Raw genomic sequence first — 15117 nt, forward strand, 5'->3', positions numbered from 1 at the left:
AAAAGATAAAAAGTGAAGAAAATTTTTGCAATCTTAATGTTTTCTTAATAATAATCCTTTACTATTAGTACGCAAATATGCGTATTTAAGAAACAGAATGCTAGAACGGTATTTCAGGCTCTTCAATAAAGAACGATATCTCAAACTGCTTGATAATTTTAAAGAGCAAGACATCGCCTCGTTTCTAAAAGAGTTAAGAGGAAAAATCACCACGACTCTCCAAAGCCACTTTCTTAGCATACAAGCAAGACCTTTTTTTCTTAAGCCTAATACAGAAGGCGAACCATTCACCAATTTTGATGCTGAACCCAGGCAAATTGTCCAGCTAAAACAACTTATTAATGCACTCTATCACGCCCAATTAGCATTTGAAGATCTACAGTCGGTAAACTTCAGGGACGGTAATAAAAAAATTCAAGATGCTAAAAAGCTCTACTATAAGACGATTGAACATGGGTATAAGGCAAGTTATTTATTAACCCATCTCGACATCGATTTTAATGAGATTTTTAAAAGCGAAATTCAACGTGCCTTACAGCTTCTAGCCCCAGTAAAAGCCTTTGCTGATTCTTATAAAGATGGAGCCATTGAATTTACTTCTGCCGTAAAGAATTATCCGATAGGTTATAAAGCTGGTCTGACTGGTGGTATCGCAATAGCACAAATGAAGCCCAACAATGATGGAAATTATGATTACGATTTCCTTGCTCATTTTGGGGCAGTTTTACCTGGATATATCCAACAGTTAACAGCTTATTTGCACCGTTATGGACCACAGATTACCACGTACCAACCGACAATAGATAAAGCCAAATTAGATGAATTGCAGGAACAAGCATTTAAGCTACTAAATTCCATTGAAAATCTGCAAAGCGACGACCTGTTTATTTCATTTAAGGCTTTAAACTACATTCGCATTATTCGCGAAATCATTAACCTATCTACGAGCAGTCTTGAGCAAATAGGTTATGCCAATAAATCATCCCAAGATATCATTCGTCACAATATGAGACGATTAAAATATGAATTGCTACCTGAGTTGTTTAGTCTCGCAGATCGCTTGGAAGACGAAACCTTGTTAAGCCCAGGAACTCTTTCTCGACCGTTAATGACTCACATTAAACCTTTTTACCAATTAATGTGTGGTTATGCAGCAAAAGTTGTTGATTTCGCCGCAGAAGGGGAGGAGTTGCAAACTATTGAAGATACCCATTTTGTTAATTTGCGCCTTGAGAAAACTCGACAACGGATAGCAACCTGTCGCTCGAATGTAAAAAAATTAGACTCAGCCCAAGCTGCATTCAACAATTTTTTTGCTGTTATTGAAAACCATCAATATAAAAGCTACTCGTTATTAAATCTTCCTAGAGAACAGAAGGAGATTTTGAAGTTACATTATAAATTCCTCCTACCCTATGTTAAAGCGATTGATCCTGAATTATCCAACCTAATCATTAGAGATTTATTAGACAACAAAGTCTATACCCGCAAACTGACAAGACCGGTGCGCTTATTTACAGGCGAGGCGGAAGCTGTGGCCGTTGCAAGTTTGCTTCCTCTAAAAGCTAAACTGCAAACTGCATTGACGAAGGAGTTGGCTACTAATACCCTTCATATCGAATTAAATAACGATATCATTTATTCTGTTGAAAATTACGACAATGTTGATATTTATCCTTATAAGAAAAAATCGGAATTAACCAGTTTTAATGAAGCAAAAATTTTAGGAATTAATCCCGCCTCAATAGACCAGCAGCATCTGACATTTAGTCGAGATCCCGATAATGTATGGATAATCAATTCCGAAGCACTGACATTAGAACAAACAGAAGCATTAGCGCATTACTACGAAAGAAAATTTCTGCAGCTTAAAGAAACCCAAACGGCGTTAATAAATTTTTTAACTTTCCTGAGTGATGTCCATCAAAATCCGAATAAAGAAGTCGATAAACCTAAAGTAAAAGCACAGTTACGTCGATGGTATAGTCTATTTCAGCCTTATTTAGTTGAAAATCTACCCATAGCTAAAAAAGCCAGGGAACAAGACAAAGCCATTATTGAATTATTATCTGACAAATTTTTGCTAAAAGATGGATTAAAACCAACCACTGTTATTGATTGTTTTACTGATGAGAACGTGACACCAATATTGGCGCACTTTGAATGTATGCTTGCCACAGCAAAAGAGCGAGCGAACCTTTATACGCAACTCACTGTACAAAAATATGAGAACAAAGTTTGCGCTCAAGAATTGCATCCTGATACCAATATAAGTGCACGAGCAAATTTTGTACTCAAACATACTGAGTATTCTAAAGCCATCGCCTCCTATCGTGAGTCATTATTTAAATTAACCCATGTTTTTAATAAAACACTCCGAGGTAAATTAAAACCAGCAGCAGAGGGGCTCCCCTTTCCAGAGGTGGAAAATGCAGAGCTTGTTCACTTTGAGGCTCAACAGGCTCTTGGCATTAAACGTATTTTTAATGCTTTGTTTCACATCGAGAAAATCTGTAGAGAGCTTGAAAGCTTAGACCAAAAAGGTAGTCAATCTCTCTATGTTTACCATCTGATTCAAGCTAAAGGTCATATTGATGACATCCTCGATCATGCCAAAGCCTTAGCCAATGATCCTCATTTTGCGTTGATTGGAGCTGAATTAAAAGACCAAGCCATTGTTATTTACAATGCTTTTATGAAGCAAAAGGACACCTACGTTGTCGGAAGTGAAGAAGTTAAGCTAACCGAGCCTAGATATCAAAATAAAATTGTGAAATACAGTGGCCTTTGGTATTCACTACGTAGTTTTATGCTTATCCCTGAACATATTAATGCTGCATTATATAATCAGGACTTATCGGATGAAACCAAAAAGCAAGTCAATGAGCGAACTAAGCTGGCAGCACTCAATATTGAAGGCATTATTGAAAATTCGAACTCCTATTTTAACTTACTCCTTCAAACCCCTACCATGTATCGCCTTTATAAAGAACTAAAGGCCAAGCTTGAGCAGTTTACACAGCTTTCTTATGAAGCCGCGATGGATCATTTAGAAGAACTGAATAACGATCTATTCGTCCGTATCTTAAAAGAAACTGACGAATGGGAAGACAGGTTAGGATTAGAACCAGGCTTACTGGCAAAACCAATGAAAGCTGTTCTTGATGAATTCCATCAAGGATTGATTGAGCCACTTAACCTCGACTCTCAAGAACATTTATCGTTATTATGCACATTAGCCCCACTTACTCATCGAGTTGAAGCAGCTAAAGATCGGCTAAAAGCTGCAACCGCCAAGATGTTACCTCTCAAAAATGATCCAGCATTAACGATTGACATCGACGCTTTAACTGATGATAAATTTACTCCGGAAAAAATATCTTTAGCTAACAAATATGCTTTGGTTAGAGCCTTTACCCAAGAGGTAAAGCTCTATCTTAACTTTAACTCCGGCCTCCCTCCCTCCATACTTGCAAATGAAATTAATAAAGCACGCTTAATTAAACTTTATAAAGCATTACAACCTATTCTTCTTGCGGAGCGACATAAGTTAGGTTGGGTATCTCAACCAGTAGAGCCCCAATTCCAGGGCATTGAAGATTTTTTACAACACCATGTTCCTATACCTCCCAGCATTGGAGAGTCTCCAAAGCAGCCGGAAGTCGATGGCGAAGGATTTATTAAATTTACCTCAGATAAGTTTCAACCTACAGACGATAATGCACTAGAGATTGAGTTAGAAGATTTTTCTATAGAGAGCAGGCGGCTTAAAGAAATAGCCACCTCTACCAGGAAAGAGGCTGATGCATTCAAAAATATTGTTGGTATGGCCAAGACTTTGCTACACCATTATGAAGGTGAAGATAATTCAATTCAGTTTGAAATTGCAACGCTGCAAGGAAGAATTGCTTATCTTGAAAACTGTAAAGATGAGCAACATAACCAGAATGAAGTCATCCGAGAAAACTACACGAAAAGAGCATTTGCACGTGAATTTAACCGGCTAACATCACGATATAGCCTTTATCATTTGCGAGAAGAATACAATACTGCACTGGGTAATTTTCTATCCACGAAAGAACTTCAAATCATCGAGGAAGCAAAACTTGCTCAAGATATTAATGCTGAAATTAAACGTTTATTAGAAGCGCAGGTTGAAGAGTTTGAACGTCTTAATTACTCTAAATATATCCAATTTGAAGCGGTGGTAAGTGCGCTCGAGCAATTTAAAGCCTATCTAGGTAAGGCAAATAGAGAGATAGGCTCAGCTGAGCTTATTAGAAATTCTGATGGCAAGAAGAGAACTTTGTTCTACGAAACTGCAGAAACTCTACAGTTGAAAACAGACTTGATTGATCCATTAATCAAAATTGCTAGCAGTAAAGCACCTATAGAAAGACGTTTGGCTGATATTAAAGCTGAAGTCGAAAAACCCTCATTTATTGCGACCATGCAAAAACACCGTCATTATAATACATTCAGTTTTGCCTGGATTAAACAATGTATTATCTCTTTACTCTCAGCGCTGAATCTTTATACTCCAAAATATAAAACGCTTCTTAAGAATCTTGAAAATACTGTTGAGCAAAATTCACTTATATCTATTTCTTCTGCAACTAACTCGTCAGCAAATCGTTTTGGTCTTTTTGGCACAGGCACCTCAAACAACATTGATCGCGGCTATGTCTTACCGCAGCCCATAATTCCTAATCATGATGAACACCAGCCTCCTAATCCTATCCCCGCTTTTAATTAGTTAACCAAACCAGACTTTTTGTAGCATAATTACCGTTTAAGAGAGACCATTTGTTTATCTCATGCCTAAGTTAATTTTATTTTTTGTAGGATTGATAATGAGCTTAACTATTCATGCCCTTGAAATTGTTACTATTGAACAATCACAATTTATACCCATGCTAAAAACACCTGCCGAGACAGTTACTTTCCCGTTGTCAGCAGATAATTTAGCGTTAATACAAATGATGAAAGAAAAATTATTTCAACTTGGTGGTGTTGGCCTTGCAGCACCCCAAGTCAATCATCATCAACAAATTGTTGCCATTTATATTCCCGAAGATGCCGCACTCTTGAGGAACAACGTAATCCCCTATGCTATGCACATCTTAATTAATCCTTCTTATCAGGGCATAGAGGCTGAAGGATTTGTTGACGACTTTGAAGCTTGCTATTCCGTTGCCAGTAAAGCAGGAAAAGTACCCAGGTATAAAAAAATACATCTACATTATTACGATGAAAATGGAGTAGAACATAAAACTACTGAATCAGGATTTTATGCTCGGGTTTTGCAACATGAAATTGATCACTTAAAGGGCTTACTTATAACCGATAGACTAACACCAGATTGCATTCAAGGAAGTGTTGATGACATGATGGCCCTACGCCGGGCAGAATTAACAGACGTACAAAAGGAACGATTTGATGAGCTTATGAAGAGAAAATTCAAAAACAAATAGGAGTGCTCAGTCATAGTATCATCGCAGAAATAACACTATGACTGATTGCTTATTACCAGCCGGTAACTTCGGCAATAGCATCACCTAAATCAGCGGGTGAACGTACAGTCTTAACCCCAGCAGCTTCAAGTGCGGCAAATTTCTCTGCAGCAGTTCCCTTACCTCCAGAGATAATTGCTCCAGCATGCCCCATACGCTTACCGGCAGGGGCAGTAACCCCAGCGATATAAGAAACCACAGGCTTCCTCACATTGGACTTAATAAATTCAGCAGCTTCTTCTTCTGCAGAACCACCAATCTCACCGACCATAATAATGGCCTCTGTTTGTGGATCCTTTTCAAAAAGAGCCAGAGCATCAATAAAATTGGTACCAGGGATAGGATCTCCACCAATTCCTATACAGGTACTTTGACCAAAACCTTTATCCGTAGTTTGCTTAACGGCTTCATAAGTTAAAGTACCAGAACGAGAAACAATACCCACTTTACCAGGCAGGTGTATGGAGCCTGGCATAATACCGATTTTACATTCCCCAGGGGTAATGATTCCAGGACAGTTAGGACCAATGAGGCGAGCCTCTGTGTTATTCTCCAAATAAACTTTTACTTGAAGCATATCAAGAACAGGTACACCTTCAGTGATGCAAACAATTAACTTAATACCAGCATCGGCTGCTTCAAGAATTGAATCTTTGCAAAATGGTGCTGGTACATAGATAACAGACGCATCAGCACCTGTTTCTTGCACAGCATCCCGCACAGTATTAAATACTGGAAGGCCTAAATGTTTTTGACCACCTTTTCCTGGAGTAACCCCGCCTACCATACATGTGCCATAAGCAATTGCTTGCTCAGAATGGAAGGTACCTTGCTTGCCAGTAAAACCTTGGCAAATTACTTTTGTTTGTTTATTTACTAATACGCTCATTGCTAGCCTCGAAAATGAAGTTCAGAAGCTTTCATCCTTGTGATGAAAGCGTTCTAATGATAATTAGGCAACTGCCGCCACAATTTTCTTCGCTGCATCAGTCAAGCTGTTTGCCGCGATTACATTCAAATCACTTTTATTTAAAATATCGGCGCCTAATTGAGCATTATTGCCTTCGAGACGCACAACTACAGGAACTTTTACATCGACTTCCTTCACTGCTGCAATAATACCATCAGCAATTAAATCGCAACGCACAATACCACCAAAGATATTGACTAAAATTCCTTTCACATTTTTATCGGACAGAATTATTTTGAATGCCTCACTCACACGTTCTTTAGTAGCACCACCGCCAACATCCAGGAAGTTTGCGGGTTCACCACCGTGTAGTTTAATCACATCCATTGTTGCCATCGCCAAACCGGCGCCATTAACCATACAACCAATTGTGCCATCCAGAGGAATATAATTTAGCTCCCAGTCCGTTGCTCTATTTTCACGCTCATCTTCTTGAGTCGCATCACGCATAGCTTTCAATTTAGGTTGGCGATAAAGCGCATTACCATCCACATTGATTTTGCCATCCAGGCACAGCAAACGTTCAGATTTGGTGACAACCAATGGATTAATTTCCAGAAGACTTAAATCACATTCTACAAACATCTTGCCTAAAGCCATCATCAACTGAGTGAATTGTTTAATTTGTTCATCCGTTAGTCCTAACTTAAAGCCTACATCGCGACACTGAAAAGGCATAACACCGACGAGTGGATCGACAATAACCTTGAAAATTTTCTCAGGCGTTTCATGTGCGACTTTTTCAATTTCTACACCACCTTCTGTAGACGCCATAATAACTACACGACGTGAAGCTCTATCAACAACAGCCCCTAAATACAATTCTCGTGCGATATCACAAGTTTCTTCAACTAGAACCGCATTAACGGGTTGTCCTTTTGCATCAGTTTGGTAAGTAACCAGGCGTGTTCCTAACAGTGATTTGGTAACAGAGGCCAGTTCCTCTTTAGTAGAAACTAATTTCACGCCACCAGCCTTACCGCGCCCCCCCGCATGGACTTGTGCTTTAACAACCCATCGCGGAGTAGCTAATTGGGCTGCCACTTGCAGTGCATCTTCTACACTATAAGCAACCTGACCATTTGGAACTGGCAAACCGTAGCTGGCAAACAATTGCTTTGCCTGGTATTCATGTAAATTCATCGTTAGCACCCTTTAAAAAGCAAAACCCGTCAATGCGGGCCTTGCGGTTAAATTTCATTTAAAAATTAAACGTTTAGCAGTAAGCGCGAAGGGTCTTCAAGTAATTCTTTGACACTTACTAAAAATTGGACTGATTCTTTACCATCAATTAAACGATGATCATAGGATAATGCCACATACATCATCGGACGAATCACTATTTGACCTTTTTCTACAACAGGTCGATCCTCAATCTTATGCATTCCAAGGATACCAGTTTGAGGGGGATTGATAATTGGCGTTGCTAATAAAGAGCCAAAAACTCCACCATTTGTGATAGTGAAGGTACCACCTTGCATTTCCTCCATAGACAACTTACCTTGTCTGGCACGATTTGCAGAATCAGCAATCGATTTTTCCATATCAGCCATGCTCATTTGATCGGCATCACGAAGCACCGGAACCACTAAACCGCGCTCTGTCGATACAGCAATACCAACATCGTAATAGCCATGATAAACAATATCTTGACCATCAATTGATGCATTCACTGCAGGGAAGCGTTTTAATGACTCTACTACAGCCTTGGTAAAAAATGACATAAAGCCGAGTTTAACACCATGTTTTTTCTCAAAGTGATCTTTGTATTGGGCACGTAAATCCATAACAGCTTTTAAGTTAACTTCATTGAAGGTCGTTAACATAGCTGCATTATGCTGAGCTTGCACTAAACGCTCTGCAATTTTTGCCCGTAGTCTTGTCATCGGTACACGACGTTCTTCTCGTGCACCCATTGGCATAGGCTGAGGTTGTTTTTCTGGAGTAGATTTTGTAGTTTTCTCACGATTGGTTTCAATATAAGAAATTACATCTTCTTTCGTAATTCTACCGTCTTTTCCTGAGCCTGAAATTTGTCCCGGTTGCAAATTGTGTTCTGCAAGCATCCTTCTTACAGCAGGTCCACTTGCTTTCTCTTCAGCATCTATGGTTTCAGATTGCTCTTTCGCTGCTGGTTTTTCTTCTTTCACTGGCTGTTGTTTCGTGCTGCTTGCAGCAGCTCCTTGAGCTTCGATACGCGCCAGGATTTGTGCAGATTCAACGGTATCTCCTTCTCTAAAGAGAATTTCTTTAAGAATACCATCGGCAGGAGCGGGCACTTCAAGAACAACTTTGTCTGTCTCCAAATCAAGGAGATTTTCATCACGAGTGACCATATCACCAATTTTTTTATGCCAGGCAGCGATTGTGGCATCTGCTACCGACTCAGGTAAGGCAGGTACTTTAACTTCAATAGACATGGTTATACCTTCTTCTGTTATATTATTGTGCTCAGTTAATCTAATAGCGCCTGCTCAACTAATTCTTGTTGCTGCTGGGCATGTAATATTGGGCTTCCTACTGCAGGAGCTGCTGCAAACCCTCTTCCTGCATAGCTTAAAGATTGATCTTCATCTAAACAATCTTTCATATTATGTTGTGAAGAGAACCAAACTCCTTGATTCTGAGGCTCTTCCTGACACCAAATTACTTTTTTCGCATGCGGAAACTTCTTAAGCTCTTGAATCAATGCCTTTTTAGGGAAAGGATAAAGCTGCTCGATTCTAATAATAGCGACGTGGCTTAATTTATCATCACGACGTTTTTGGAGCAGATCATAATAAACCTTACCGCAACATAACACTATCTTAGTAACTTTATTTGCGTCCAGATTATCAACTTCAGGTAATACTGTTTGGAATTGGCCTTTTGTTAATTCATCCAATGATGACACTGCCAACTTGTGTCTTAGCAAGCTTTTTGGCGTCATTACAATCAATGGCTTCCGAAACTTCCGCAGCATTTGTCGACGCAACATATGAAACATTTGCGCAGGTGTTGTTGGAGTACAAACCTGAATATTGTGTTGTGCACATAATTGCATGAAACGTTCGAGGCGTGCAGAGGAATGTTCTGGCCCCTGCCCTTCATATCCATGAGGAAGTAACATAACAAGGCCACATAAGCGTCCCCATTTTTGCTCACCAGAGCTAATGAACTGGTCGATAACCACTTGTGCTCCGTTAGCAAAGTCACCAAACTGTGCTTCCCACAATACTAATGATGTGGGTTCAGAAGACGCAAATCCATATTCAAAAGCAAGAACAGCTTCTTCAGAAAGTACTGAATCAATAATAACAACTGGTTTATGCGGATTTGCTACTGTTTTTTCCAATGGAATATAAGATTCACCAGTTTGTATATCATGTAAAACCGCATGACGATGAGCAAAGGTTCCACGACCAGAGTCTTGCCCAGAAAGACGAACCCCATAGCCTTCATTTAACAAACTGGCATAAGCCATCGTCTCCGCATAACCCCAATTCATTGGAATTTCGCCGGTAGTCATTTTTTCACGCTCGGTTAAAAGGCGTTTGACTACAGGATGTAGCTCGAAACCTTTGGGTAAATCACTTAATTTTTTAGACAATTCCTTAAGAGTATTGAGCGATATAGTGGTATCTGCTTTATCAGTCCATTTCGCGTTAATATAGGGAGACCAATCAATAGAAATTTTACCTTCATAATCACCATGGACAATATCAACTACAGCCTGTCCTTTATCTAATCTGTCCCGATAATCTTCAATCAGCTGATCAACTTCCTTTTGAGTTATTAAATTTTGTGCAATCAATGCATCAGAATAAATTTCGCGCAGAGGCCGCATTGATTTAATTTTCTTATACATGGCAGGTTGAGTGACAGATGGTTCATCCGCTTCATTATGTCCATGACGGCGGTAGCAAACAAGATCTACCACTACATCGCGTTTAAATTTCATGCGGAATTCAAAGGCGATTTGAGTGGCAAAAACAACCGCTTCAGGATCATCACCATTCACATGAATCACCGGAGCCTGAACCATTTTTGCTACATCAGTACAATATAGAGTTGAGCGTGCATCCAAAGGATTGCTTGTAGTAAAACCAATTTGGTTATTAATAACGATATGGATAGTACCACCCGTACAATAACCACGTGCTTGCGAAAAATTAAAGGTTTCCATGACAACACCTTGGCCTGCGAAAGCAGCATCGCCATGAATTACAACTGGAACGACTTTATTTTTATTCTCCAGGTCATTACGACGGCGCAGACGTGAACGCGCTGATCCCTCAACAACGGGCCCAATAATTTCTAGATGGGATGGGTTAAATGCTAATGCTACGTGAACAATAGCATTATCTTCAGTCCGTAAATCAGATGAGTAACCCATGTGATACTTAACATCACCCGTACGCTCTGATTTAATTTTACCTTCAAATTCCTGGAAAAGTTGGTTAGGTTCTTTACCTAAAACATTAACCAACACATTTAAACGGCCACGATGCGCCATACCAACAACAAGCTCATTCACTGCGTTAGTCCCGCCTAAACGGATAAGCTCTTTCATCATGGGAATCAGTGAATCCCCACCTTCAAGAGAAAAGCGCTTTTGACCAACATAACGTGTCCCTAAATAACGCTCAAGACCATCAGCAGCAATTAAGTCATTTAGAATTTCACGCTTTTTATTAACATTAAAATTGGGGCGCCCACGTACAGGTTCTAATTTCTTTTGCAACCACTCCGTCTCTTCATTATCGGAGATATGCATGTACTCAATACCGATGCTACCACAATAGGTATCTCGGAGTGCCTGGTAAATTTCCCGCAAGGACATCTGAGTTCCATTAAAATATTTACCTGCAAAAAACTGGCGATCCATATCTGCTTCGCCAAGCTGGTGATAATTTAACTCAAGACTAGGTACGTGAATTCGCTCAGCCATTTCCAGTGGATCAAGTTTGGCTGCGTGATGGCCTTGAGCGCGGTATGCATTAATTAAGTGAGCGACCTGATATTGTTTACTGTCTTCAGAAGCAACAATTGACATGCGTCTGCGATCGGCATTTTCCAAAAAATAATCACGAATATCTCGATGCGAAATATCTTTTGTTGCACCATCCAGTTTAGGCAATGCATCAAACGTTGCACGCCAATCAGCTGGTACAGAATCAGGATCTGCTAGATAGTCTTCATATAAACCATCAACATACGCCATGCTCCCCCCCGATAAATAGGAAGAAGCCCATTGCTTTTGCAGGTCACTACCGCTCATATATTGTCTCCAAAGGGGTGTACTTGGATCTAGCAAGTACAAAAAATCGCTATCAAGTTTCCTGAGTCAGCATTTGCTTACGAATCTCAGCAATTGCCTTGGTCGGATTGAGTCCCTTCGGGCAAACATTCGCGCAATTCATAATTGAGCGACAACGAAATACACTGAAAGGATCTTGTAATTTATCCAAACGGTGTTGCTTAGCTGTGTCCCTACTATCTGCCAAAAAGCGTCGTGCTTGTAAAAGTCCAGCAGGCCCAACAAATTTTTCAGGATTCCACCAAAATGAAGGACAAGAACTGGTACAGCACGCGCATAAAATACACTCATATAACCCATCGAGCTGAGCCCGCTCTGCTGGCGACTGCAATCGCTCATGAGCAGGTACGACGCCATCGTTCTGCAAATAAGGCTCAATGCGCTCATATTGCTGATAAAATTGCGTCATATCCACGACTAAATCTCGTATTATTGGAAATCCAGGTAATGGACGAATAACGATTTTATCAGTCTTTAACTGTGAAAGAGAAGTAATGCAGGCTAAACCATTAGTACCATTTATATTCATACCGTCAGAACCACATACTCCTTCACGACAAGAACGTCGATAAGCCAAGGTAGGATCCTGCTCGGCCTTAATACGCTCAAGCAAAGTTAATAGCATAGGATCACTTTTGGCCGGAATTGCTATTTCGTAATCCTGCATGTAAGGCTCAGTGTTCGCCTCTGGATTATATCGATAAATAGACAGGCACAGATTTCTTATGTCAGCCACAGTATATCCTCTCTAGTAAACGCGTTCTTTAGGCTCAAATGCCTTAATATATTTAGGTGATGTATTTACAGGTCGAAAATCAATGGTATCACCTTGCTCAAAATACAAAGTATGTTTAATCCAATTTGCATCATCACGCGCAGGGTAGTCTTCTCGGCTATGTGCTCCACGACTTTCAGTACGTGCAAGCGCTGAATGTGCCGTAGCACAAGCAGTAGCCATCAAATTATCCAATTCTAGTGCAGAAATGCGTTCCGTATTAAAAACTTTACTTTTATCGCTAAGCATTGCGTTATTCAAACGCTCACGCAGTGCTTCCAAACGATGAAGACCATTGGTCATAATGTCGCCAGTGCGGAATACACCAAAATCTTCTTGCATGACGCGTTGCATTTCATCACGAATTACTGTTGGACTTTCGCCTTCTGTTGAATTTTCCCAACGGTTATAGCGAGCCAAAGCAGCATCAATATCATCATCAGTGATATAAGGCATCTCTGGCAACTGGTTGGATTGCCATAATTCTTCGACATGAAGACCCGCAGCACGACCAAAAACAACCAAATCAAGCAGAGAGTTGCCACCTAAGCGATTAGCACCATGTACAGAAACGCAAGCACATTCTCCTACTGCATAAAGCCCTTCCATAATATGATCAGCGCCATCCTTTTTGGTAATGACTTGGCCATGCATGTTCGTTGGAATGCCACCCATACTATAATGGCAAGTGGGCACAACAGGAATAGGTTCAACAATGGGATCTACACCTGCAAATTTCATCGATAACTCACGGATTCCCGGCAAGCGTGATTTGATCAAATCAGCACCCAAATGATCCAGTTTCAGCTTTACGTGATCAATACCTTTCGGATCAAAACCTTTACCTGCGCGAATTTCCAGGGCCATGGAGCGCGCCACTACGTCGCGAGAGGCTAAATCTTTCACTCGTGGTGCATAGCGCTCCATGAAGCGCTCACCATCTTTATTAATGAGATAGCCACCTTCACCACGGCAGCCTTCAGTCACTAGAACACCTGCACCAGCAATACCTGTGGGATGAAATTGCCACATCTCCATATCTTGTAGCGCAAGACCAGCACGTAAAGCCATGCCAAAACCATCGCCTGTATTAATAAGAGCATTTGTTGTTGATTGAAAAATGCGCCCAGCACCACCAGTCGCAAGAATACAAACTCGAGTTTGATAAAAAACAATCTCTCCAGTTTCAATACACAAAGCGGTAACACCGGCAATACGCCCATGAGCATCTTTTACAAAATCCAATGCATACCATTCACTAAAAACATGGGTTTTAGCCTTTAGATTTTGCTGATAGAGGGTATGCAATAAAGCATGTCCAGTTCTGTCTGCTGCAGCACATGTGCGTGCGGCCTGCTCACCACCAAAATTTTTAGATTGACCACCAAAAGGGCGTTGATAAATTTTACCATTATCCATTCGGGAAAAAGGCAGCCCCATATGCTCAAGTTCATAAACAGCTTCAGGGCCAGTTTTACACAAATACTCAATACAATCCTGATCGCCAATATAATCAGCACCTTTGACTGTGTCATACATGTGCCAGCGCCAATCATCTACATCAGCATTTCCAAGGGCGGCAGTAATTCCCCCTTGAGCTGACACGGTATGAGAGCGTGTTGGAAAAACCTTGGATAATAATGCCACCTTCAAACCAGAATTGGCTAATTGCAACGCTGCCCGCATTCCCGCGCCACCTGCACCAATAATTACTGCATCAAACTTGTTACGTGCAATTGCCATGGTTATTGCCCCCACAAAATTAGTAAGCCCCAAACGAATTGGCCTAGAAGCCATAAAAGAACCCACATTTGGACAGTGAGTCTTATCGCCGTACATTTAATGTAATCGGTGGTTACAGTCCAAACTCCTATCCAGGCATGCAGGGAAATAGCAAATAAAGCGATAAGACTTGCTATTTTAAAGCTAAGGTGTTGAAACAAGGTATGCCATTCTACATAGCTTAAATTTGGATGAAATAGCAAATAACCCAGTAGAAATAAGGAGTAAACGGCAAAATAAATCGAGGTAACACGTTGAATCAACCAATCTTTTAAACCATTGCCAGTTAAACTTGTAATATTGGTTACCATATCCAGATTCCTAGAAGAAGAGTCAGTATTATCGCCAAAGTGATAACAAAAATGGCACTGCGACGGCCAGATTTAACGTCCTCACCATAGCCTAAATCCATCAGTAAATGACGGATACCTGCTAGCATATGATAGATTAACGCTGCACTGAAAGCCCATAATACGAGTTTATGAAGTGGCTGACCAAGCATCTGCTGTAAAGCCATAAACGAATTCGGACTTTGTAGCGATATTGCCAAAAAATAAAGCATTGCCGGCATTAATAAGAATAGAACCAAACCAGAAATTCGATGCAAAATCGAAGCAATGGCCATTGGAGGAAATTTCATGGTTCCCAAATCAAGATTTATTGGTCTTTTTTGATTCACTGTCAAAATCATCCTTAAAAGAAATACTATTAATATAGCATAATCAGTCTTTATGAGTTATAGCTAAATTTACCTGAACCTGCCTTAATTCCACATTGG

General features: G+C 40.3%; 10 protein-coding genes. 2 read left to right on the top strand and 8 right to left on the bottom strand.

What is annotated here, in order from left to right; genetic code table 11:
- Positions 1-97 precede the first annotated feature (97 nt).
- Positions 98-4756 (top strand): hypothetical protein, encoded by a 4659-nt coding sequence (locus tag LHA_RS13630; RefSeq protein WP_045107026.1) that lies wholly within the window; start codon positions 98-100, stop codon positions 4754-4756.
- A gap of 97 nt (positions 4757-4853) precedes the next feature.
- Positions 4854-5474, top strand: coding sequence for a peptide deformylase (locus LHA_RS13635; RefSeq protein WP_102046664.1), 621 nt, complete (start codon positions 4854-4856; stop codon positions 5472-5474).
- A 52-nt stretch (positions 5475-5526) separates the two neighbouring features.
- Here the strand turns inward: LHA_RS13635 and sucD are convergent, their stop codons facing one another.
- The 8 genes from sucD to sdhC form a co-directional block, all read right to left on the bottom strand.
- Complete coding sequence (gene sucD, locus LHA_RS13640; RefSeq protein WP_045107028.1) at positions 5527-6402, bottom strand: succinate--CoA ligase subunit alpha; 876 nt, start codon at positions 6400-6402, stop codon at positions 5527-5529.
- Positions 6403-6465: 63 nt separating this feature from the next.
- A complete protein-coding gene (gene sucC / locus LHA_RS13645) occupies positions 6466-7626 on the bottom strand; it encodes an ADP-forming succinate--CoA ligase subunit beta (RefSeq protein ID WP_045107029.1) in 1161 nt (386 codons plus the stop codon).
- A gap of 65 nt (positions 7627-7691) precedes the next feature.
- Positions 7692-8903 (bottom strand): 2-oxoglutarate dehydrogenase complex dihydrolipoyllysine-residue succinyltransferase, encoded by a 1212-nt coding sequence (gene odhB, locus LHA_RS13650; RefSeq protein ID WP_045107030.1) that lies wholly within the window; start codon positions 8901-8903, stop codon positions 7692-7694.
- Positions 8904-8938: 35 nt separating this feature from the next.
- Positions 8939-11743 (bottom strand): 2-oxoglutarate dehydrogenase E1 component, encoded by a 2805-nt coding sequence (locus LHA_RS13655; RefSeq protein ID WP_045107031.1) that lies wholly within the window; start codon positions 11741-11743, stop codon positions 8939-8941.
- A 52-nt stretch (positions 11744-11795) separates the two neighbouring features.
- Positions 11796-12518: a succinate dehydrogenase iron-sulfur subunit gene (locus LHA_RS13660; RefSeq protein WP_045107032.1), complete on the bottom strand. Its 723-nt coding sequence runs from the start codon at positions 12516-12518 to the stop codon at positions 11796-11798.
- 12 nt (positions 12519-12530) lie between these two features.
- Positions 12531-14300 (bottom strand): succinate dehydrogenase flavoprotein subunit, encoded by a 1770-nt coding sequence (sdhA, locus tag LHA_RS13665; protein WP_045107033.1) that lies wholly within the window; start codon positions 14298-14300, stop codon positions 12531-12533.
- Positions 14301-14302: 2 nt separating this feature from the next.
- The gene (sdhD, locus tag LHA_RS13670) at positions 14303-14650 is read right to left on the bottom strand and encodes a succinate dehydrogenase, hydrophobic membrane anchor protein (RefSeq protein WP_045107034.1); all 348 of its coding nucleotides are present in this window, start codon (positions 14648-14650) and stop codon (positions 14303-14305) included.
- Positions 14644-15018 carry a succinate dehydrogenase, cytochrome b556 subunit gene (gene sdhC / locus LHA_RS13675; protein ID WP_045107035.1) on the bottom strand — a complete coding sequence of 125 codons (375 nt, stop codon included), beginning with the start codon at positions 15016-15018 and terminating at the stop codon, positions 14644-14646. The genes sdhD and sdhC overlap by 7 nt, the downstream gene beginning before the upstream one ends.
- Positions 15019-15117 lie beyond the last annotated feature (99 nt).

Source organism: Legionella hackeliae (assembly GCF_000953655.1).
Classification (GTDB): Bacteria; Pseudomonadota; Gammaproteobacteria; order Legionellales; family Legionellaceae; genus Tatlockia; species Tatlockia hackeliae.